We start from the raw sequence: 20,994 nt of genomic DNA, 5'->3' as shown, positions 1-20,994 counted from the left end.
CCCCTGCTCCGGTAGCCGGGCCGGGAAGCGCGTCACCCACGGGAGAGCCGCCGGGTGATCGGTTGGAGCAGCTCGGTGACCTCCTGGACCCGCAGCGCGGCACCGATGCCCAGGGTGACCAGGAGGACGACGGCCCCGATCACGGCGCAGCGGACCACCGCGAAGGCCCACGTGGCCGGCAGGAACGGCTCCAGACCCTGCAGGGCGAGCCAGGCGAGGACGACGCCCACGACGGCACCGAGCACGAGCCGGGCGTTCTGACCGACGACCGAGGCCAGCCCGAGACCGCCGATCCGGCGGCGGAGCAGGAAGAAGCCGATGGCGGCACCGAGCAGGTTCGAGACGGACTGGCCGACCCCGACCCAGGTGGCGGAGTGGGTGGCGGCGACCGTCGAGGCGAAGAGCGTGAAGAGCACCGCCACCCCGGTGACCACCAGCTGCAGCCCGAAGGGGGTCCGCCCGTCCTCATAGGCGTAGTAGGCCCGCTGGACGAGGAAGAACCATCCGTAGGGCACCAGGCCGACCGTCATCGCGACGAAGACGCCGACGGCGGCATTCGTCACCTCGAGGGGGTTGCCGGGCAGGACCACCTGCAGCAGGTAGGGGGCGGCGACGATCATCGCGGCGGTGCCCGGGATGAGGATCACGGCGGGCAGGCGCATCCCGCGGCGCAGGTCGGCGGTGACCGCGGCGGTGTCCTCGTCGTGCACGGAGTGGGAGATCCGGGTGAAGATCGCCGTGACGAAGGAGACCGTGACGATGCTGTGCGGCAGCATGAAGAGCAGGAAGGCGTAGGTGTAGGCGAACATGCCCGCCGCCGCGACACCGTCCGCGGTCGCCTGGTCGGTCGCGCCGGTGAGCACCCGCGAGGTGACGAAGTACCCGAGCTGGCCGATCGCGACCGCACCGAAGGCCCACATGGCCACGCGCGAGGCCGACCCCAGACCGGAGCCGCGGATGCCCCACACGGGACGGAAACGGAAGCCGATGGCCCGCAGCGACGGGATGAGCACGATCGCCTGGCAGGCGATGGAGAGGGTGGCCGAGCCGGCGAGGATCGCGACCATGGCCGGAGTCCACGCGTCGACGTCCGTGACCGTCGAGTTCCCCTGCAGCAGCAGCCACCCGAGCCCCGCGATCGCGACGACGTTGGCCACCGCGGGGGCCCACATGAACATCGCGAAGCGGCTGTTGGCGGTCAGCACCTGGCCGAGCAGCGTGTACAGCCCGTAGAAGAACATCTGCGGGAGGCAGATGAAGGCGAAGGCGATGGCCAGCCCCCGCGGGCCGGGTCCCCACGAGCTGTCGATCGAGAGCCAGACGAGGAAGGGGGCCGCGAGGGTCAGCGCCACCGTCGCCACCGCCATGGCGGTGATCGCGATCGTCAGCAGCCGGTTGACGAAGACCTCGCCGTCGTCGCGGCGCATCGCCCCGGTGATCTGCGGGACGATCACGGCGTTGAGGACGCCGCCGGCGAGCAGCAGGTGGAAGATGTTCGGCAGGGCGTTGCCGACGGTCCACGCATCGGCGACGAGGCCGGTGCCTCCGACGACGGCTGCGGTGAGCAGCTGTCGCAGCAGCCCGAGCACGCGTGAGGCGAGGGTCCCTCCGGCCATCACCGCCGATGACTTGGCGATGCTGGTCGAGTCGCTCATCCGTTCTCCTCGGTGGGCTCTGGTTCGGTGCGCGGGGCCCCCTTCGTCCGGCGACCGCCCCGCACGGTACGCCAGGTGCCCACCACGAGCAGCAGGGCGGCGGCGCCACCGATGATCCAGTAGACGACGTTCCCCGTCGGGCGGACCAGCACGTGCAGGGTGGCCGGCGCGGTGAGGTCGGTGCCGTCCGGCGCGTAGACGTTGACGTCGACGGGCACCCTGGCCGCCGCGAGGGCGGAGGCGCGCACGGTGATCGTCTGCCGACCGTTCGGGCCGATCGTGAGCGTCTTCGGCGGCGAGTCGAAGCGCAGCGAGGGGTTCGCGGGCTGCAGGTCCACCTGCAGGTTGGTCAGCTCGACGTCGGTCTTGTTGATGACGGTGATCTGCAGCCGGCCGGTGTCGGCGAAGAAGTTCACGTCCCCGGAGGAGACCTCGAGCTCGTCCTCGGTGAGGGTGACCTCGTCCGTGAGGTGGTTGTGCAGCTCACGGAGGTCGTCCGCACCCCGCCAGCGTGCGGAGGTGACCTGCATCAGCTGTGGTCGGATCCAGGGCAGCCACGCCTCGCCGTCGGTGCGTACGGAGGCGAAGGTGACGAGGGACTCCAGGTTGCGCACCAGCCGGCGTGACCGGGCGGCGTCGAGCGCCTGCTTCGGACCCCTGACGTCGGCCTCGGCCAGCTGCGAGCTCGTGCGGGGGGTCCAGGACTCCTGGCCGTCGGTCCGGGCGGAGTCCAGCATGCGCGTGACGTCCCCGCTGCGCAGCCAGGGGATCTCTTCGGCCTGGGTGCGCAGCCGCGCGTAGGCCGTCGGGTCGGGAGTGGTGTCGCGGTCCGGGACGATGAGGACCGTCCGTGGCGTGCCGGGCCGCTCCCCGAGCAGCGCGGCGGTCCCGGCGATGAGGCGCTGCCGTGCGAGGGAGGGGTTGGTCTGCGCATCGAGGTCGCCGACGAGCTGGGAGAGGTCGGAGTCGCGCACGAGCACGGGCGTGTCGCTGGTGGTCCTCGTCCCGCCCGTCGGGGTGAAGCCGGAGGGCTGGAAGCTGGTGTCCGAGGTCAGCACCGTGGGACGTGCCTTGCCGGGGTAGAGGCGGTTGTAGCCGCGGCTGCGGTCCTCGGTGGCGTTCTCGTCCGCCGGCCAGGCGACGTCGCCGACGGCGTCCAGCCGCTTGGCGAGGCGGGCACCGTTGTCGACCTGCGGCTCGACCACCCGACGGGCGCTCTTGCTCGTCGTCCCGGCGGCGGTGTCGGCGTCACCCCGGGGCAGCACGATCGTCTGCTTGCCGACGAGCGTGTCCCGGATGGCCTCGGCGCGCTCGCTGCGTACCTGCTGCTCGGCGGTGGCCGCCTCGGCCTCGTCGGTCGGCAGGTCGTCGGGCGGCTCGGGCGGCTCCCGGACGAGGGTCGGGTCGAGCAGCCAGGCCTCATTCTTCGCGGGCGGCTCCGCGGTGAGCTGAGCGATCCGGGAGTCCTCGCCGACGGTCTCCTCCCACGCGTCGGCGCGCGAGGAGCCGGCCTCGCCGAAGAGACGGGTGTCGGCGGGCAGCAGGAGCGGGACGCCCCAGACGACCTCCAGTGGTTCGTACTCCTTGGCCCGGTGGATGCCGATGAAGGTGTGCACGGCGGTGTCATGGGTCTGGATGCTGATCCAGGAGGCGCCGACGGTCACGCCGGGAGCCAGGTCGGCACCGTCGACGGTCAGGGTGAAGGGCACCGACTCACCCGCGGGCACGTCCTCGAGGGTGGCCTCGGCGAGGAGCGTGCCGGAGATCGGGTCCTCGTCCTCGGACCACTCGCGTACCGCCCCGGCGGAGCTCTCCGGCTCCCTCGGGATGGCCGAGACCGTCGTCGAGGCCAGGTCCTCGTCCCCGGTGTTGGTCAGCTCTCCCTTGACGACGGCCTCGTCGCCGGTGCCGACCATCGGGGTGATCGAGGCGACGGTGATCTTGGTGGAGGTCTGCCCCTTCGCAGCCCGTGCAGAGGGGGACGCAGGGGAAACCGGGCCGGTGGGCACGGCGGTGGCGGCGGCGACGGGCAGCAGCGTGAGCAGCGCGATCGTGAGGATCGCGAGCACGGTGGGCCTCAGTCGTCGCCGGCGAGCCGCTGCCACGCCTCCCTCGCGATCCGGCGCTCGTTCGGGAAGGTCAGGTGGCGGTGGGCCTCATGCAGGGGCAACCACGCCACGTCGACCGCCTCGTGGTCCGGATCGTTCTCGATGGTCAGATGCCCGCCGGTCGCCTCGAGCAGGTAGTGGTGCACGAACTTGTGGATCCGCCGGTCGGGGGTGGCGAACCAGTAGTCGATGGTGCCGAGCTCGAGGAGCACCCGGGACTCGATGCCCGTCTCCTCGGCGACCTCCCGCTGGGCGGTCTCGACAAGGGTCTCCCGACCCTCGATGTGGCCCTTGGGCAGGCACCACTCGAGCCGGCCCGCCCGGTTGAGCCGGGCGATGACCGCGATCCGGGCGCGGCCCTCGTGCACGTCCACGACGACGCCCCCCGCGCTGCGCTCCTCGACCGCAGGCAGGCGCCGCTGCGAACCGGCGGCGGGGGCGGCATGGGACATGTGGTCACTGTAGCCAGCCGCTCTGGGTCTGCGACTCCTCCCTCCGGAGCAGGCGTGTGGGGCCGCGAGATCCCGGCGGATCTGGTTGGGTGTCGTCCTGATGGGACCCGATGACACCTCCTCCGCCCGCGGCGCCCGGCTGGCCCGCCCTGCCGCGGCGCTCCTCGTGGTGGTCAACCTCGTGCTGTGCCTGATCGCCCTGACGATGGGCTTCCACATCGAGGGCACGAGCGAGGCGATCGAGGAGGCGCAGCGGGGCCAGCACGTCGCGCTCGCGGCCGTCCCGGGCCTCCTCCTCGCCGGCGCCGCGTTCGGCTGGCGGAGGCGTGCGGCGGTGCTGACCCTGCTCTCGGCGGTGTGTGCCGTGGTCGCCATCCTGCTCGTGGCGGCTGGGTAGGAGCGCTGGACATGCCGCTGCTACTGACCGCACTGCTCGGTGCCATCGGGACGGGTGTTCCTGCTATCGTGGCCCGGCGCGTGCTGGAGTCGGGTGTTCACCGGTACCAGGACGAGGAAGAGATACGCCGCCTCAACCTCAGCTGGCTCGTGCCGGTGGCCGTACTCGTCGGTGCCCTGGTCGCCCTGGCTTGGCGTGAACGCCCCGCGCTGGCCGTGGTGCTCGTGGCGGCGAGTGCGGTACTGCTCGTGCTCGCCGCGATCGACATCGATGTCCGCCGCCTGCCGGACCGACTCACATACCCCCTGTTCCTCGGGGGTCTGGCGGGCCTTTTCGTCGTGGGACTCATCGAGGGCGACCTCGAGACCGACTGGGTGCGAGCGCTGCTGGGCGCAGCGGCACTGGGCGGCTTCTACTTCCTACTCATCCTCATCGGCGGCGGAGGCCGGATGGGGCTCGGTGACGTCAAGCTCTCACCCTCCCTCGGCCTCCTTCTGGGGTACCTCTCGTGGAGCCATGTGGTCCTGGGGACACTCGTGGGCTTCCTCAGCGCCGGTGTGATGGCTCTGGTCCTCTTGGTGCGTGGTGCCGGTCGCACTTCGCACCTGGCCTTTGGTCCCCACATGGTGGCGGGGGTGCTGGTGGTGCTCGCCCTTCCCGCGATGGGGTGGGTGGTCTCCTGAGGGCCCCTGGGCCCACGACCCACTCCTGAGGGTGGGCCCGGAGGTGGGGCCGTGGACCCTGTCCCTGGCCCATGTAGCGACCTAGCGTCGAAGGTCGTTGGCCGCGAGGCAGGTTCGCGGCCGGGATCAGGAGTTCGGGCGATGGCCGATGGGTTGCTACGGACCGCTCTACGAGGGCGAGCACGGGCAGTGCTCGTGGGCTCGCTTGCCGGTCTGGTGTGCGTCGTGAGTGCCTGTGGGTCCGAAGGTGGCTCGGCCGGGACCGCCGGCGGCTCCGCCACCTCCAGCAGTTCCTCCTCCGGAACGGTGGAGGAAGCCGACCTGCGTGCCTGGATGGTCCGTGCTGAGGACCTGCCCGGCCGCTGGCGCAGCAGCGAGCGGCCGACCGGAGGTTTCCGCCAACAGGTCTGCGGTGTCGACATCGAGCCGACCCCCCCGACCTCGGGGGACAGGGTGCGATTCAGTCAAGGGGGTCTCGGGCCCTTCCTCGCGCAGTACGTGCGCCTACACGACTCGGCACGGGTCCCGCAGCGGGTCGTGGGGGATCTGCAGGGGGCCCTGCAGGGGTGTGACCACTACACGACGAAGGGGGACGGAAGCGGGCAGAGCGCTCGCTTCCGGGTGGAGCCACTGCAGGTCGATGGCCTGCCCGATCACGCCGTGGCCTGGCGGCAGACGGCCACGCGCGGTGCGCGGATCACGACGGACATGGTCCTTGTGGCGAAGGGGGAGGGGCTGGTCGCCTTCGTCTCCTACGCAGTACGCGAGGACCCGAACCCCCAGGTCGTGGCCGACGCGGTGGCCGCCCTCGAGCGCAAGGACCTGCCATGAATGCCCGTTCGGGCGCCACCGCAGGAGGGCGGAGCTCTCTCGAGAGAGGTGCCTCGGCGCTGGAGTACGTGGGTCTGATCGTGCTGGCCGCGATGGTTGTCACCGGAGTCTTCGTCGCGGTCTCGGACTCCCAGGTGTCCCAGCGGGTGGAGGCCGCTGTCTGCACGATCGTCACCGCAGGGCAGGGGGAGTGTGCGTCGGGCTTCGGGGGGGACACCCGCACCCCGCTGGAGCGGGCGACCGCTGGACGGTACGTCGCCCTCGGGGACAGCTACTCCTCTGGGGAGGGTGCTGGCGACTACGACTCGGACACCGACTACGACCACGGCGATGACTGGGACTGGGACAACTGGGGGGACGACGAGCGCAACCGGTGCCACCGGTCCGACAACGCCTACTCGAGGATCATCGCCCGGGACAACGACTTCGCGGGCGGGTCGGAGTCGGTGGCCTGCTCCGGAGCCGAACAGCCGGATGTCGAGGAACCGAATGGCTCCAATGACCACGAACCGGCACAGACCGACGCACTGGACGAGGACACCTCCTTGGTGACCATGTCCATCGGGGGCAACGACATCGGATTCGCCGATGTCGTCAAGGACTGCATCGTCAACGGCGAGCGGGGAGTCCCTTTCGCCGACTCCTGCCAGGAGAAGCACGACAAACGGCTCCAGAAGGACCTGCCCGCCCTGAAGAAGAAGCTGGTGGAGCAGTACCGCGACATCCGCAAGAAGGCCCCCAATGCCCGCATCGTCATCGTCGGTTACCCCCAGCTGTTCGAGGAGAACCCCAGTGACAACTACAAGAACCTCCTCTTCAAGGAGGACCAGGAGTGGATGAACGGCAAGGCCACGGAGCTGAACTCGGTCATCCGGGAGGCGGCCAAGGAGGCAGGTGTGGAGTTCGTCGATCCCACGGAGGCCTTCAAGGGGCATGGGATCGGCAGCGACGATCCGTGGATCAACGACCTGAACTTCGGTGGGCCCGGCCTGTCAGTGACGGATCCGGGCTCATTTCACCCCAATGCCGCCGGTCACGCGGCGGAGGCCGACCTCATCCAGCAGCAGCTGGAGGACCCGGTCTACCCATGAGGCGGAATGGGTCAGAAGTTGCCCACGTACACGAACTCGTAGGGGCCGTCGCAGGCGAGGGTGACCGGCGGCTCGTAGTCGGTCAGTTGACCGATGGGATAGAGCGTGGTCTTGTCCAGCGTGCCCGTCTCGGTCTCCTCTGGTGCCGAAATCTCGCCCGTGCCGGAGCTGATCTTGCAGGCGCTGGGGTCCGGTGTCGAGCCAGCTCGTGGGTCGGAGCTCAGGTCGGAGGAGCTGGCCCAGATGGTTGCGTCCCCGACGTCCGGATGGATCACCATTTCGGTCCCCGGAGTTGCCTCACCGAGCAGTCCGCTCTTGCCGTCATCGTCTCGCAGGGCCAGGTAGAGCGCCAGCACTGCCACGACAGCGAGGGCTCCTGCGGCCATGGCCCAGCGCAACAGAGAGTTCACCGATGCGGTCGGCGACATGATCAACTCCAAGAAAGGGTGTGTGTCATCCAGCGGTCTCACGCTATAGCGCAAGGATGGGCCGGCGCATTGCGAGCGGCACCGACCGGGACTCCGGGCGTCCGCTCGGAGGCCGGCGCATGAGTTGGTACGACGTGCAAGTGGACCTCAGCGGGGCGGGGCCGCGGCGACGTCGCCCGCGGGTCGGGGGCCTCCTCATGCTCGCGGTGGTGCTCGCCGTCGGTGGCGGGGTGGCCAGCCTGGTGGGCTCGCTGACGGGCGCCGCCGCGGACTCCAGGACGCTCGGACTGGTCCTGCGCACAGCACTCGTCGCCGCCTTCGTCTGCGTCACGACCCACCTCGCCTGCCGACGTGATGCCCATGGTCTGCCCCGCTCCGCCGCGTGGCTCGCCGGCTTACTCGGGTATCTGCTCGCCCCGACCTCGTGGGTCGGTGAGACGATGCTGGCGGCCGGACTCGGTCTGGACGGCCTCGTCGCGGCGGGTGGCGACCTGCTCCTGTGGCTGGGGTGCCTCGCCGTCGGGGTCGTGGCTGCGGTGCCGGACGAGCGGCGCAGTGGTGACCCGGTCGTCGACTCTTTGCTGCGCCGGTGATCGCGATGTGTGCAGAGCGCTTAGGAGAAGCGCACGAGGCCGCGGGTTCGGGGGTGGACGAGCACGCTGAGTCCGATGCCGCCGATGCCGGCGATGACCAGGGACAGCGGGATCTGCGGCGGCCCGGTGTCGGTGGGCAGGGCCCACACCTCGCCCTCCTCGGGCAGGCTCGTGCAGCTGATGACGGCATCGTCCCCGGTGACACCGGCGTCCAGTGCCGGCAGCAGGGACTCGTCGTCATGCACCCGCGACCCCGCCTGCTCGATGTCCGCCCGGTGGGTGAGGCGGGTTCGCGCGCCATCTTGAGTCAGGACGCAACCCCAGTCCAGGGCCCCGCCGTCGGGAACGATGGCTTCGGAGCCGAAGAGCGTCACCCCGGAGTCGAAGAGGGGGGTGGCGGCAACACGGTGCCCCTCCGTGCCCGAGATCCGCACCGGAGCAGGACGGTCCAGGCTCCATGCGTAGCCTCCCACGCCGACCGCCAGCACCCCTGCGATGCCGAGGAAGGTGCTGACGAGGACCGCCGCCTTGTGGGCCCGGTCCTGGTTGGTGCGTCCCCGCGGTCGGGAAGGTGGGTTCTTCCGCTTCGTGCGCACCAGGTGCACTCCCTCGGTTGGTCGTGGGGGTCCAATTTCCCTTATGATGCCGAATCGTGTCATGAGGGAGGAATGGCACCTCGTTCCGAGTACGCAGGGGATTCTCCATGAGCTGCCTGGCAGTCATGATCGTTGATCCGTCACGGGCCAAGGGTCAACCGGGTCCCGTGGACGTCCGCCGCCCCGGGGTGGTGGCGGTGCCCTCCGGTGACCCCACGTGCCTCGCCCGCTGGTTGTCGGCGGCCCAAGAGGTCACCCACGTGGTGGTCCTCAGTAGGCCAGAGATGGGCCGTCGGGCCCGGCTGCTGGCCACGGTCGCGAGCGGACAACACCCTTCGGTGGCCGTCACGGTGCACGTCGAGGACGCCAGCCAGGTGGCTCTGGTGGCCGCCGCGCACCGGGCGCTGGAGTCGCCGTGCGAGCCGGGCGTTGGCTACGACCGGATCCGGCAGATCCTCGCCACCACCGTCTCAGGCGCTCTGGTGGCGTCCGTGACCAAGCTCAACCGCCCGCGTCCGTCATTCGGACAGCACCTGCGCTCGATCCTCCCCGGAGGGCAAGGATTCGTGGCCTACCACGGCGGCTCCGTCGTGAATGCCACGGAGCTTTCCTCGCGACACCCCCACGGGGCCGGAGACGTGGTCGTGGCGGCGGGTGCGCCGGACGAGCTCGCCCGCCTCGGTGGCCTCGTCCAGCGCCAGGTCCTGCCGGCAGCCACAGTCGGTGACCCGAAGACCGTCTATGGTCACGCCGCCACGGAGTTCGCCCAGTTGGGTGTGACGCAGGCGGACCCGGGCCGGGAGTGTCCCGTCTGCCAGGAGCGCAGCAGCGCCTCCGTGTGTCCTTTCTGCCGAGTTGTCATCGATCGAGAGAGCGTCCCCGCACAGTGAATCCCAGACAACGTCGCGGCCTTGTCCTCATGCTCGTGGCTGCCGCCGTCGCCGTGGCCACCTTCTTCGTGGTCACCGGATACGTCGCATCGGTCAACAGCAAGGTGGGCTCCCGGGTCACCGTCTTCCGGGCGGTGGAGGGCATAGATCCCTACACCGCACTGACCCGGGAGAACCTCGAGCCGGTCGAGGTCCCGGCACGCTGGGCATCAGACTCCGCGCAGCTGAAGCTGAGTGACTTGGAGGGCCGGCGCATCGGCTTCCGGGTCAATGCGGGGACCACGATCAGTTCGGACATGCTCGTTCCGAGCTCCAGCCTGGACCCCAACGAGCGCGAGATCGCCATCAACGTCGACGCCGTCACCGGAGTGGCAGGTCGGGTCAAGCCGGGCGACCGGGTCGACATCTACGCCACCTTCGCCGAGACCCCCGGTCTGCCAAAGTCGGTGCGGGTCCTGCAGCGTAACGTGCGGGTGGTGACCATCGCCGGCAAGCAGACCGTCACACAGAAGGGCGAGGGCGGTCTGAGTGAGGAGGAGGTTATCCCTGTGACCCTCGCGTTGCCGCCCGACGAGGCTCTGAGCGTCACCTACGCGGACTCCTTCGCCGAACAGGTTCGACTCGTGGCCCTGCCGACCGACACGGGCGTGACCCGTGACGGCGAGATCAATGACTTCGACGCCGGTGATCTCGGCGGGAAGGCCGTGAAGGAGCAAGCCGAATGACACGAGTCATCGTGGCCAGCCAGGACGCCAACCTCGTCGCGGACCTCAAGGGGATCCTCACCGAGCTCGGCGATATCGACGTGCGCGAGAGCACCGGCGGGGGGGACGAGCTCGTCGAACTCGTCGGCCGGACCCAGCCGGAGATCGTCTTCGCGCACGAGGAGATGGGGCTGCGGACGATCCGTGACATCACAGCGCACCACCCGGGCACGTCCGTGCTGGAGATCGCCGAGCCACGCACCCAGGCCAAATTGGTCCGGGCCCTGGAGTCGGGTGCTCGCGGTGTGGTCGGATACCCCTTCGCCTACGAGGACGTCGCCCAGCAGATCGACAATGCGAGTGGTTGGTCCGATGCCATGCGCTCGGTCCTCGAGGGAGCGGCGGTCTCGACCGGTCGTCGGGGTGCCCTCCTGGCGGTCGTCGGCGCGAAGGGGGGCGTGGGCACGACGACCCTCGCCACCCACCTGGCGCTCAACGCGCTGGCGGAGAACCCAGACAGTCGGGTCTGCCTCATCGATGCCGACGTCGAGAAGGGGGATGTCAGCGGGATCCTCGACGTCCGGCAGTCGGTGTCCATTGCGACCGTCGCGCGGGTGGCGGACGACATGTCGGCCCGGACCGTGGGCGATGCCCTGGTGCACCACGAGAGCGGTCTGCACCTCCTGCTCGCTCCGGTGGACGTGCGCGAGGCCGAGGATGTGACGCCGGAGGCGATGCGGGCGATCCTCGACCTGCTGCGTCGCGAGTTCGACCTCGTGGTCGTCGACGGTGGTGGCCACATCACGCCCACCCAGGCCGCTGTATTGGAGCTGGCCGAGCACCGGTTGGTCGTCTCCACTCCGGATGTGCTCTCGGTGCGAGCGATGCGGCGTCGGATGCAGGCGTGGGAGAAGCTCGGCGTGGCAGAAGAGGCCGAGTGCTCCGTGGTCGTCAACCGGGCGACGAAGGGGAGCATCTTCCCTGCCTCCTCAGTCGGACAGCTGACCGTGGCCCGGGTCCTGGACACCCACGTCCCCGACGCCCCACGGGCGCTGGAGCCGGCGATGAACGACCGCGACCCGCGGTCGGTCACCGAGCAAGCGTGGTGGAAACTCATGCGGGAGATCCGGGTCGACCTCGGACTGGGTGGACACAGGGGGCGCCACGGCAAGCAGGGGGTCGACTCCGGGCGTGGGGGAGGTAAGCCTGAACCCTCCAATGCGCGTCGAGGACTCCTCCGACGCAAGAAGACCATGGACAAGGCGTCATCATCGAACTCCTCGTCTTCCGGCGAGAGCACGGACCAGCACGGTGCGGGCGCCCCGCAGGAGTCGGTGGAGGTACCGGCTACCGAGCGCGGGGCCGTCGCCCTCGAGAACGCGGCGATGATCCCCCTCGTCCTCCTGCTGGCTGTCCTCTGCTGGCAGATCGCGGTCATCGGGTTGACCTTCATCTACTCGGGTCAGGCCACGGCCGAGGCGGCCCGGGAGTACTCGATCTCGCAGGATGCCGGCAGGGCCACGCACGTGGCCCACGATGCGGTCCCGACCCCCTTCGAGAAGTTGTCCGTGACGGCCCACGACCCTGACGAGATCTCCGTGACCATGCGGGTGCCGATGTCCTTCAGCGCCGTCCCCGGCGTCCCGGACAGCCTGACGACGACGCGCTCCGTCGTCGAGGAGCCGGCGTGAGCAGGCAGCGCAGGAGTGAGCGGGGAGCGGCAGCGCTGGAGACGGCGTCACTGGTACCGATTCTCATCCTGTCGGCGCTCATCGCCCTTCAGGTCGGGGTCGCCGGGTGGGCCATGGCCGCGACGGGTCAGGCGGCTCGGGACGCGGCCCGCGCCGCGAGTCTGGGTCAGGACCCGGGCGCCGCCGCGGACCGGGCCCTTCCCGGCATCCTGGACGTCGATTCGGTGAGTACGAGTCGACCCGGTGATGGGCGGCGGGTCACCGTGACAGTCGAAGTGCCCTCCATCGCGGGTCTGAAGATCGGCGAGGTCAGCCGGACCTCCGAGATGCCGGCGGTGGGTTGATGGCACGCACCTTTGAGTCCTTCGCCCAAGGTGACAGCATCTCGGGGACCACCGAGGACGAGTCCCAGGTTGCGCTCTTCCGTCGGCTCCTGCTGGAGGAAGTCGATCTGCACGAGCTGAGCAAGCTCGATGCCAATCAGCGGCGCGCCCGCTTGGAGCGCGTCATCGCGCACCTGATCTCACGCGAGGGCGTCGTCGTCTCGGCCAGCGAGCGGAACCAGCTCATCCGGCGCGTCGTGGACGAGGCCGTTGGCCTCGGCGTCCTGGAGCCCATTCTCGCCGACCCGAGCATCAGCGAGATCATGATCAACGGGCACGACACGATCTACGTGGAGCGTGCGGGTCAGGTCGAGCGATGGCCGGCCCCCTTCAGCAGTGAGGAGCAATTGCTCCAGACCATCGACCGGATCGTCTCGACGGTGAACCGTCGAGTGGACGAATCCAGCCCGATGGTCGACGCCCGACTCCCGGCGGACAGTCGTCTGCCGCGTGGCGCGCGGGTCAACGTCATCCTTCCGCCACTCTCGCTGGGTGGACCCACCGTGACGATCCGGCTCTTCCCTCGGTCGATCTCGCTGCAGACCCTGATCAGCGAGTACGGCAGCCTGGACGAGCGCACTGCCCAGTTGCTCGAGGCCTGCGTGGAGGCGCGCCTCAACGTCGTGGTGTCCGGTGGGACCGGATCGGGCAAGACGACTCTGCTCAACGCCGTCTCCAGCTTCATCGGCCGGGACGAGCGCATCGTCACCATCGAGGACGCTGCTGAACTCAGCCTCGACCAGCCGCACACGGTGCGTCTGGAGACGCGTCCGCCCAATGTCGAGGGTAGGGGCCAGGTCACTATCCGCGATCTGGTGCGCAACTCCCTTCGGATGCGACCGGACCGGATCATCGTCGGCGAGTGCCGCGGTGGGGAGGCTCTGGACATGTTGCAGGCGATGAACACCGGCCACGACGGCTCGCTGACCACGGTGCACGCCAACTCACCGGATGATGCGCTCTACCGTCTCCAGACACTGGCCTCGATGAGCGATGTGGAGGTACCCTTCCGGGCGCTGCGGGACCAGGTCAACTCGGCGATCGATGTGGTGGTGCAGCTCGGGCGGCAACGCGACCGTAGCCGCAAGGTCACCGAGGTCTCCTGGGTGCGCAGCAGCCGGGAGCAGGACTACGACCTCGTCCCGGTGATGAGCTACGACCCGCTGTACGTCGATGAGCACGGGGTGGAGGGTCGATTCGTCACCCACGAGGTCCCTGACGGCCTGCTGGAGCGGCTGCGCTTCGGTCATGTCGACACCAGGCTGTTCGAGGGCCCTCAGGCAACGGGAGGGATGTCGTCGACATGACGGCACTGATCCTCCTCGGCAGCATCGCCACCGTCCTGCTCGTGCTCCTGGCAGGTCGCGAGTTCCTGCTCGGGACTGCCGAGCGGCGCACGGCCGTGTCCGCGGCCGGCAGGGATGCCTTCACCGAGGAACGCGAGTCCTCGATCGAGCAGCTGGACCGGCGGTTCCGCGGCACACGAGTCGGCCGATGGCTGGAGCGTGAGCTCGACATCGCCGGGGTCAATCAGCGACCCGTGGTGCTCTTCATCGGTGGCGTAACCGTCGCCGTCGTCGCGACGTACGTCATCTGGCACCTGTTCGCGCCGGTCCTTGCCCTGCTCGGGGTCCTGGGGGGGTATGCCGCCGTGCGGTGGTATCTGAACCGTGAGCAGAGTCGCCGCCGGGAGGCCTTCGTGCGGCAGCTGCCGGAGGTGGCCCGCATCCTCGCCAATGCGAGCTACGCCGGCCTGTCCCTCCCCACGGCTCTGGCGATCACCGCGGACGAGATCAGTGAGCCCGCCCGCAGTGAGCTCACCCGCGTCGCGACTCGGACCAAGTTCGGTGCGCCGCTGTCCTCGGCGCTCGACGAGCTGCAGTCGCGGATCGGCACGCGCGAGACGAACGTGCTCGTCTCCACCCTCGTCGTGTCCTCCCGCAGCGGTGGATCCTTGGTCAGCGCGCTGCAGGACATCGCCGGCACGCTGGACCAGCGCAAGGAAACCCGCCGCGAGGTCCAGACGACCCTTGCGCAGGTCACGGCAACCTCCCACATGGTCCTTCTCCTGGGTGGGCTCATGCTGCTCCTGCTCAACGGCCTCAAGCCGGGGACGGTGGAGAAGATGACCACTGACATCGTGGGCCAGGTGGGACTGGCCGTGTCTGCCACTCTGTTCATCGGGGGCTTCGTCCTGATGAGACGCATGTCCAAGGTGGACGTATGAGCGTGCTCATCGGGGCCATCCCGGGGATCGTCGCCGTCCTCGCGGTGGTCATCTTCTTCCGTGGTTACCACCTGCTGCGAAGCGACCCTGCCGACCAGCTCCAGGCCTCGGACCTGGAGCTGCTCACAGGGATCGAGCGCGAACGCGCCGAAGGCCAGAGCCTGCTGGGTCGAACAGCAGACCGGCTGGGCGTCCGCCTGCGCAGGGCCCTGCCCGACCGCATCGTCGGCATGCTGCAGCGCCAGATCGACCTCGCCGGCCGCCCGGACGGCATGAGCGTGGACACGCTCACGGCCGGGGCTATGCGCTGGCTGATCATCCTCAGCCCAGCCGTCCTGATTTTCGTCCTGCAGGGTCGCTGGATCTTCCTGCTGCTCGCCGCAGTGGCTGTCGTGATCCTCCCCTTGGCGAACCTTTCCGCCAAGGCGAGGAAGAGGACAGAGCAGATTGACCGCGACCTGCCTGATTTCCTCGACGTCCTCGCGGTCACGGTCAGCGCCGGGCTCGGCTTCCGGTCCGCCCTGGCCACGGTATCTGATCGTTTCGGCGGCCCTCTGGCTGCGGAGATCCGGCACACGCTGCACCAGATGAACAACGGGGCATCGTTGCGCTCCGCCTTTCTCGACCTCCGGGCCAGGACCGGATCCGAGCCGATGGAGGAGTTCATCACGGCCTATCTCCAATCGGAGGAGCTGGGTGCACCACTGGTGGACACTCTGAACCAGATTGCGGGTGACATCCGTCGGGCCGATGCGCAACGGTTGCGACAGGCGGCGGCCAAGGCCGAGCCGCAGGCGACCTTCATCGTGACCGTCGTCATGGTGCCCGGGTGCATCATCCTCCTCGGGACCGGAATGTTCATCGCCTTCGGTGCCGACCAGCTGGGATCGGTGCTCGGTGGCTGATGGAATGGGCTACTCGCACGTCCTGACCACGATCACCAAGGCCGCACTCGTGGTCCGGCTCGCGGGCCTGCTGATGATCCTGCTGGCATCCGTGGGCCGACCGCTTGGGCCGGCTATCGCCGTCGGCATCTGCGTGGCCGGCGTAACGTCCTACGCCGGTCTCACTCGTCGCGAGTTGCTGCACGTCGTCCAGCGGCACCCGAGTCTGGCCCTGCTCGACCTGTTCATCGTCACGGCACCCGCGGCGTTGAGCGGCGTCGACAGTCCTTACGTGTTGGTCCTTCTACCCAGTGCTCTGCTCCTCGGGTTGTGGGTCGACCTCTGGGCGGGGGTGCTGGTGACGGTGAGCCTCGTGGGGCTGTACCTCTTGTCCCTGACGTCGAAGGCCCTGCCCCAGGAGCAGCTCTTCATATCGGTGATCGTGCTCCCCTTCGTCTACGTCTCGCTGTGGTATCTGGGGCTGACGATCCGTCGGACGGTGGAGAGCGAGGCAGCCGCGCAACGCGTGGTCCACGATGCGGTGGCGAGTAACGCCGCCGTGGGCGAGCGGACGACGCTCGCGCGCACGCTGCACGACTCTCTGGCCAAGACGATCCAAGGGCTCGTCCTGACGGCTGCCGCTCTGCCGACTCTCATCGAGCGGGATGCGCCACGGGCGGTCGAGACTGCACGGGAGTTGCAGTCTGCTGGTACCCAGGCCGTCCACGAGCTGCGGGTCGTCATGGGTTCGTTGCGGGAGCGCACCTCGGAGGAACCACTCTCGGTGTCATTGGTGCAGGTAGCACTCGCGTGGGAGAGGCGCACCGGCCGTGATCTGACGCTGGACATCCCGGACGGCGTGGACACTGCCGACGAGGCCATCCGATACGAGGTGCTCGCCTGCGTGACCGAGGCCCTCGAGAATGTGCACAGACACGCCGGACGGTGTCAGACCCGGCTGACCATGGAGGTTCAGGACGGCGACCGGCTGCTCGTCACGGTGGCCGACGACGGCACGGGTATGGCGCCTGAGGAAGGCGAGCGGGCCCGGGCGGCCGGGCACTACGGTCTCAGCGGGATCCGGGAGCGGATGGCCCGTGTCGGTGGTACGACGGATGTTGACTCCTCACCCGGCCGGGGAACTCGCGTGATCCTGCGAGTCCATAGGGAAGGGCTGATCGAGTCATGAGTCGAACGAACGAGATCGGGGTCGTCATCGTCGACGACAGCCCGATCGTGCGAGCGGGCCTGCGGGCACTCCTGGACGTGGAGGAGCACCTGAGCGTCGTCGCCGAGGCAGGCAGCGCGGACGAGGCTCTCTGCACGGTCGCAACCCACCGGGCCGACTGCGTCCTCCTGGACGTACGCATGCCCGGAAGGGATGGGCTGTCCGTCGTGGCCGAGCTGAGCAGTCGAGCCACAGTGATCATGCTGACCTTCAGCGACGAACCGGCCACGATCCAGGGGGCTCTCCGTGAGGGAGCGTCGGGATATCTCGTCCACGGAACCTTCGACGCGGACACCTTGGCCTCGATGATCCGGCAGTGCGTCGGCGGCGGCGGCGCCTTCAGCGGGCCGGCGCTGTCGGCCCTGCGCGGTGGCGGTGTGGCCAGTCCGGCACAACCCCCTGTCGTGGAGGGAGCAACGTCACCTGCCGATGTTCCGGGCTTGAGTGCCCGACAGGTGGAGGTGATGGATCTCGTGGCTGCGGGCCGCAGCAACGGTCAGATCGCAGGGGAGCTCTTCGTGGCCGAGAAGACCGTCAAGAACCACATCAACGCGATCTTCGCGGCGCTGGGAACGAGCACTCGGGCCGAGGCGATCGTTCTCTGGCGGGACAGGCGTGGGCCCAGGGGCCCACGCTGAACTTGGGCCCGGGAATGGGCCTTCGGGCCCTGCGACTGTGCGTTCGAGTTCCGTAAATTCATGGGTGTCAGCAGGGGAAGGGCCCGGAGGGGTCGCGACCACAGACCAAGAAGCAAGGAGCATGACAATGACCGCACGGATGGCAGCCAAGTACACGACCACGATGCACGTGCTCGGTGAGCGCATGGGTGACCGGAGCCGTGGAGCCTCGGCCCTCGAGTACGTCGGCATGATCCTGATCGCCGCCCTGATCGTCGGTGCCGTGTGGACCGCGGTCAAGGACCAGGCGATCGGGGAGAAGGTGTCGAGCGCGATCTCCAAGATCCTCACGGGCAGCGGCAAGTGATCGACAAGCTCTGATCGAGGTCGGGGTCGGGACGATTCAGGGCGTCCTGACCCCGACTTTCGCAATGAGTCGGGAGTGGGAGATGGAGCGGGACGATCGGGAGACCGGACAGGTGGCGACCGCAGTGGTCGTCCTGGTGTCCGTCCTGTTGCTGGCCTTTGCCATGACGGTCGGTATCCGGCTGAGCAAGGCCACCGATGAGGCCGGTGAGCTGCAGCGGAGTGCGGATGCGGCGGCACTGGCCGGTGCCCAGGCGGTGCTGCACGAGGCGCCCGGTCAGATCGTCAGCGCCATCAAGAACGGACGCGAGATCCCGTGTGGGTTGGGTCAGGAGAAGGCGAGCCAGTTCGCCGACCGGAACGGCGCGAACCTCGTGAGCTACTGCTACTACCCGGCCAATGACGAGGTCCACGTCACGGTGCGCAGCCATGACCGCCTCGAGTCGGGGGAGCACGAGGAACGTCAGGCGGTGGCGCAACTCGGTGTGGCCCTTGGCCCTTGCGAACCGTTGGAGCCTCCGACGCCCAGTCCCTCGTCGTCCACTTCGAGGCCCTCTCCGACGAAGCCGTCACCCTCGAAGCGCTCCCCCTCGCCGACGAAGGAACCACCGGAGGAGGACGAGGTTGCGTGCGGTGACCTCGACATCCCGGTGATCTGGCCGGGAGACGACGGTGACATCAAGATCGACGCCGGCGACATCGCGCTCGGCGACCACGAGCCCTCTCTCGTGGACTGAGTCGGCCATCAGCGGGGGGGAACCGCAGTGAAGGGTGCTTCGCGCAAGCCCGAAAGTGGGGCCAGCGCGCCCGAGTACGTCGGCATGATCATCATTGCCGCGATGATTGCCGGCGCCGTCTTCTTGGCCATCAGCCCAGCGGGTAACGACGTACGCGGGGCCGTGTGCCGGGCCGTGGGGACCATCCTGCAGACGGACTTGGGGTGCGCAGCCAAGGACGACGGGTCGGCGCCGCCCGATGACGCAGACTTCGAACCTGACAAGTGCACCGTGCACAAGAAGGGCGAGAAGACGAGCTCGGTCGTCAAGATCGGCTTTATCGAGATTGGTGAGAACGCCGGCTTCGTCGTGACCGAGTACAGCGATGGAAGCGTCACCATGACCGCGACGGATGGTGGTTCTCTGGGCGCCACTGGCGGGTTCGGGGCCGACGCCTCATGGGGATCCGGCTCGGCGGGAGCTCGTGTGGACTTCGGTGGGGGTGTCGAGTTCGATTATGGGAGTACTTGGTCCTTCAAGGATGCCGATCAGGCCGAGCAGTTCCGGGAGCAGCTGGACGACTATCTCTACGACCAGTGGGCCATGAAGCACCCGGCGTGCGGCGGTGGAATCTGCATGCCGAGGCCGACGACGGGTGCGGATCCCCCGCCTGTCCCCTCGACAACCTTCAGTGGCGTAAAGGTCACCGGTGAGGTGAACGGCGACCTGGGGATCTCCGCCACGGGCGGTAAGTCTCCGATGACCGAGGCGGAGATGACAACGCAGGGTGTCGCTGCCTCGATCAAACCCTCGGGCAAGTGGGTCACGACAAGCGACAACAAGGGAACTGCCGATGACGAGTCGGATGACACGAGAACTTATGTCACGGACCTGCAGCTGAACTCCGAGCTGACCGGCCAGATTGGTCTCAAGACCGGCGGTACGGGATCGGTCCAGGGCATGTCGATGTCGATCACCAAGGACGCCAAGGGCCGTGTCACCGAGGTCAAGATCACCACGACTTCAGAGGTGACTGACAGCGACGGGGCCGGTGCCGATGGTGGAGCGAGCAAGGGCAAGGGCAAAGGGAAGAAGGCCGGTGGCGGGAGTGCCGGTTCGGGCACGACCGAGGGCGACATGGTGGTGGAGGAGACGACGCTGCCCGTCGACCCCGAGAACGCGCAGGAGCAGAAGACGGTCACCGACTGGCTCGGTGGGAATGGCAACCACGAATGGCCCGGCGTCCTGCCGATGAATGCGCTGGACCCGTCGACCGTCGCCCCGGACGACCCTTTCGGCCAGATGCTGTACGAGCAGGCGACGAGCACGAGCATTGCCTACGACCATGTGAGTGACACCCAGCAGTTCGGTCTCAACGTCAAGTTCGGCCTGGCGCTCGGGGCGGACTTCAGCATGGCCTCCGAGGAGACCACGGCCACCGAGGCCACCTATCTGGGAGCCCCGCGGCCCGACGGCACGCGGCCCGTGCTGGACTACACCGACTGCGTAGAGTGATGCAGATGTCGAGAGGATCGAGTAAGGCGCTGGGACGAAGGGGGTTGCTCATGGCGAGCGCTGCCCTTGCGCTGACTGCTTGCTCGGATGGCGGCAGCGGGCAGAAGGTCACGGTGGGGCATCTGACCGTGACCGTCCCGAAGGGGTGGACGGAGAAGAAGGCCAGCGGCAAGTGGGACAAGAAGTTTGTCGGTGATGGACTCGAGCTGCAGATCTCGGGGACGTTCAGCGACGACCCGACCGCCTCGGCCGCCTACGGACGGCTGGACCTGCCGGCGACGCTCGGTCTACAGGACTACCAGAGCCAGGGTGTGCACCAGCCTGACATTGAGGTGGAGGGGGCCGACACATCCATGCGGGGCGACTTCACCTACACCGATGATGGAGTGGCGAAGGAGGGGTGCTGGGTCATCGCTGGGCAATGGCCGGATCCGTCCACCGCTGTGATCGCGTTGACCGGGAAGTCCTTGGACGCCGCCGCGGTCACCTCGATCATCGAGAGCCTGCAGTTCGAGAAGAGCACGAACGAGTAGCCTTGATGACCCAACTGCGCAGCCGTACGGGCACCATTGTCGTCACCGTCGTGCTGGGAGTGATCGTGATGCTCCTGGTGCAACGGACCTTCTTGGTCATCCCACTCGTCTCGTCGGTGCCGGCCGCCGTGGTCGCTGGGCTGTTCGCCGCCGGTGCCCGACCGCACGACACGCCGTTGACGCGGTTCGGCACTGCTGGGTCTTCGGCCGCGCTGACTGCGGTCGTGGTGGGCTTGTGGATGAGTCCCGCGACTCCTTCAGGCCGTGTGCTGCAGGTCGTGCTTGGCTGGGTGGTGGTGGCCATCCTGCTGACCGTGGTGCACGGAGTCCTCGCCCTGGGATCATCACGAGTGCTCGCGCGGACACGACGGGACCCTGCCGGACGGCTCCGCTGAGCCCTAGAGCC

Annotated in this window: 24 protein-coding genes; 19 read left to right on the top strand and 5 right to left on the bottom strand. The window is 68.6% G+C overall.

What is annotated here, in order from left to right; translation table 11 throughout:
- Positions 1-32: 32 nt before the first annotated feature.
- The 3 genes from murJ to JCO01S_RS00375 are packed head-to-tail and all read right to left on the bottom strand — an operon-like array spanning position 33 to position 4,215.
- A complete protein-coding gene (gene murJ, locus JCO01S_RS00385; RefSeq protein WP_068249324.1) occupies positions 33-1,655 on the bottom strand; it encodes a murein biosynthesis integral membrane protein MurJ in 1,623 nt (540 codons plus the stop codon).
- Positions 1,652-3,724, bottom strand: coding sequence for a DUF6049 family protein (locus tag JCO01S_RS00380; RefSeq protein WP_068249322.1), 2,073 nt, complete (start codon positions 3,722-3,724; stop codon positions 1,652-1,654). The genes murJ and JCO01S_RS00380 overlap by 4 nt, the downstream gene beginning before the upstream one ends.
- Before the next feature lie 8 nt (positions 3,725-3,732).
- A complete protein-coding gene (locus JCO01S_RS00375; protein WP_068249320.1) occupies positions 3,733-4,215 on the bottom strand; it encodes an NUDIX hydrolase in 483 nt (160 codons plus the stop codon).
- A gap of 100 nt (positions 4,216-4,315) precedes the next feature.
- Between JCO01S_RS00375 and JCO01S_RS00370 the strand changes: the two genes are divergently transcribed.
- The 4 genes from JCO01S_RS00370 (at position 4,316) to JCO01S_RS00355 (ending at position 7,217) form a co-directional block, all read left to right on the top strand.
- Positions 4,316-4,612 carry a hypothetical protein gene (locus JCO01S_RS00370; RefSeq protein WP_157074421.1) on the top strand — a complete coding sequence of 99 codons (297 nt, stop codon included), beginning with the start codon at positions 4,316-4,318 and terminating at the stop codon, positions 4,610-4,612.
- 11 nt (positions 4,613-4,623) lie between these two features.
- The gene (locus tag JCO01S_RS00365) at positions 4,624-5,295 is read left to right on the top strand and encodes a prepilin peptidase (protein WP_068249316.1); all 672 of its coding nucleotides are present in this window, start codon (positions 4,624-4,626) and stop codon (positions 5,293-5,295) included.
- Positions 5,296-5,601: 306 nt separating this feature from the next.
- Positions 5,602-6,126: a hypothetical protein gene (locus JCO01S_RS00360; RefSeq protein WP_157074420.1), complete on the top strand. Its 525-nt coding sequence runs from the start codon at positions 5,602-5,604 to the stop codon at positions 6,124-6,126.
- A complete protein-coding gene (locus tag JCO01S_RS00355) occupies positions 6,123-7,217 on the top strand; it encodes an SGNH/GDSL hydrolase family protein (RefSeq protein WP_084342512.1) in 1,095 nt (364 codons plus the stop codon). Before JCO01S_RS00360 ends, JCO01S_RS00355 begins: the two co-directional genes overlap by 4 nt.
- Positions 7,218-7,228: 11 nt before the next feature.
- Here JCO01S_RS00355 and JCO01S_RS00350 read toward each other — a convergent pair whose 3' ends face one another.
- Entirely contained in the window at positions 7,229-7,645 is a 417-nt protein-coding gene (locus JCO01S_RS00350) for a hypothetical protein (protein WP_157074419.1), read from the bottom strand.
- 56 nt (positions 7,646-7,701) lie between these two features.
- On the opposite strand from JCO01S_RS00350, the gene JCO01S_RS00345 reads away from it, so the two are divergent.
- The gene (locus JCO01S_RS00345) at positions 7,702-8,238 is read left to right on the top strand and encodes a hypothetical protein (RefSeq protein WP_157074418.1); all 537 of its coding nucleotides are present in this window, start codon (positions 7,702-7,704) and stop codon (positions 8,236-8,238) included.
- A 20-nt stretch (positions 8,239-8,258) separates the two neighbouring features.
- Here the strand turns inward: JCO01S_RS00345 and JCO01S_RS00340 are convergent, their stop codons facing one another.
- The gene (locus tag JCO01S_RS00340; RefSeq protein ID WP_157074417.1) at positions 8,259-8,834 is read right to left on the bottom strand and encodes a hypothetical protein; all 576 of its coding nucleotides are present in this window, start codon (positions 8,832-8,834) and stop codon (positions 8,259-8,261) included.
- Between the two features lie 167 nt (positions 8,835-9,001).
- On the opposite strand from JCO01S_RS00340, the gene JCO01S_RS00335 reads away from it, so the two are divergent.
- From JCO01S_RS00335 to JCO01S_RS00270, 14 genes are all read left to right on the top strand, one after another.
- A complete protein-coding gene (locus tag JCO01S_RS00335) occupies positions 9,002-9,724 on the top strand; it encodes a hypothetical protein (RefSeq protein ID WP_157074416.1) in 723 nt (240 codons plus the stop codon).
- Positions 9,725-9,753: 29 nt separating this feature from the next.
- Positions 9,754-10,449, top strand: a complete 696-nt coding sequence (gene cpaB / locus JCO01S_RS00330) for a Flp pilus assembly protein CpaB (protein ID WP_245634287.1) — start codon at positions 9,754-9,756, stop codon at positions 10,447-10,449.
- The gene (locus JCO01S_RS00325; RefSeq protein ID WP_068249301.1) at positions 10,446-12,119 is read left to right on the top strand and encodes a CpaE/TadZ family protein; all 1,674 of its coding nucleotides are present in this window, start codon (positions 10,446-10,448) and stop codon (positions 12,117-12,119) included. Before cpaB ends, JCO01S_RS00325 begins: the two co-directional genes overlap by 4 nt.
- Positions 12,116-12,463 (top strand): TadE/TadG family type IV pilus assembly protein, encoded by a 348-nt coding sequence (locus JCO01S_RS00320; protein ID WP_068249299.1) that lies wholly within the window; start codon positions 12,116-12,118, stop codon positions 12,461-12,463. The genes JCO01S_RS00325 and JCO01S_RS00320 overlap by 4 nt, the downstream gene beginning before the upstream one ends.
- Positions 12,463-13,809 (top strand): TadA family conjugal transfer-associated ATPase, encoded by a 1,347-nt coding sequence (locus JCO01S_RS00315; RefSeq protein ID WP_068249296.1) that lies wholly within the window; start codon positions 12,463-12,465, stop codon positions 13,807-13,809. The genes JCO01S_RS00320 and JCO01S_RS00315 overlap by 1 nt, the downstream gene beginning before the upstream one ends.
- Positions 13,806-14,729: a type II secretion system F family protein gene (locus JCO01S_RS00310; protein WP_068249294.1), complete on the top strand. Its 924-nt coding sequence runs from the start codon at positions 13,806-13,808 to the stop codon at positions 14,727-14,729. The genes JCO01S_RS00315 and JCO01S_RS00310 overlap by 4 nt, the downstream gene beginning before the upstream one ends.
- Positions 14,726-15,634: a type II secretion system F family protein gene (locus JCO01S_RS00305; RefSeq protein ID WP_068249292.1), complete on the top strand. Its 909-nt coding sequence runs from the start codon at positions 14,726-14,728 to the stop codon at positions 15,632-15,634. The genes JCO01S_RS00310 and JCO01S_RS00305 overlap by 4 nt, the downstream gene beginning before the upstream one ends.
- Positions 15,635-15,638: 4 nt before the next feature.
- The gene (locus tag JCO01S_RS00300) at positions 15,639-16,802 is read left to right on the top strand and encodes a sensor histidine kinase (RefSeq protein WP_068249290.1); all 1,164 of its coding nucleotides are present in this window, start codon (positions 15,639-15,641) and stop codon (positions 16,800-16,802) included.
- Positions 16,799-17,479: a response regulator gene (locus JCO01S_RS00295; protein ID WP_068249288.1), complete on the top strand. Its 681-nt coding sequence runs from the start codon at positions 16,799-16,801 to the stop codon at positions 17,477-17,479. The genes JCO01S_RS00300 and JCO01S_RS00295 overlap by 4 nt, the downstream gene beginning before the upstream one ends.
- 121 nt (positions 17,480-17,600) lie before the next feature.
- Complete coding sequence (locus JCO01S_RS00290; RefSeq protein WP_157074415.1) at positions 17,601-17,825, top strand: hypothetical protein; 225 nt, start codon at positions 17,601-17,603, stop codon at positions 17,823-17,825.
- A 64-nt stretch (positions 17,826-17,889) separates the two neighbouring features.
- A complete protein-coding gene (locus JCO01S_RS00285) occupies positions 17,890-18,561 on the top strand; it encodes a pilus assembly protein TadG-related protein (RefSeq protein ID WP_068249285.1) in 672 nt (223 codons plus the stop codon).
- An 84-nt stretch (positions 18,562-18,645) separates the two neighbouring features.
- Complete coding sequence (locus tag JCO01S_RS00280; protein WP_157074414.1) at positions 18,646-20,055, top strand: hypothetical protein; 1,410 nt, start codon at positions 18,646-18,648, stop codon at positions 20,053-20,055.
- Positions 20,056-20,105: 50 nt separating this feature from the next.
- Positions 20,106-20,588 carry a hypothetical protein gene (locus tag JCO01S_RS00275; protein WP_068249281.1) on the top strand — a complete coding sequence of 161 codons (483 nt, stop codon included), beginning with the start codon at positions 20,106-20,108 and terminating at the stop codon, positions 20,586-20,588.
- A 5-nt stretch (positions 20,589-20,593) separates the two neighbouring features.
- A complete protein-coding gene (locus JCO01S_RS00270) occupies positions 20,594-20,983 on the top strand; it encodes a hypothetical protein (RefSeq protein ID WP_157074413.1) in 390 nt (129 codons plus the stop codon).
- Positions 20,984-20,994: the final 11 nt, after the last annotated feature.

It is taken from the genome of Janibacter corallicola NBRC 107790 (genome assembly GCF_001570965.1).
Taxonomy (GTDB): Bacteria; Actinomycetota; Actinomycetes; order Actinomycetales; family Dermatophilaceae; genus Janibacter; species Janibacter corallicola.
Note: the sequence above shows the minus strand (reverse complement) of the source record. Positions and strands in the feature narration are given on the sequence as shown.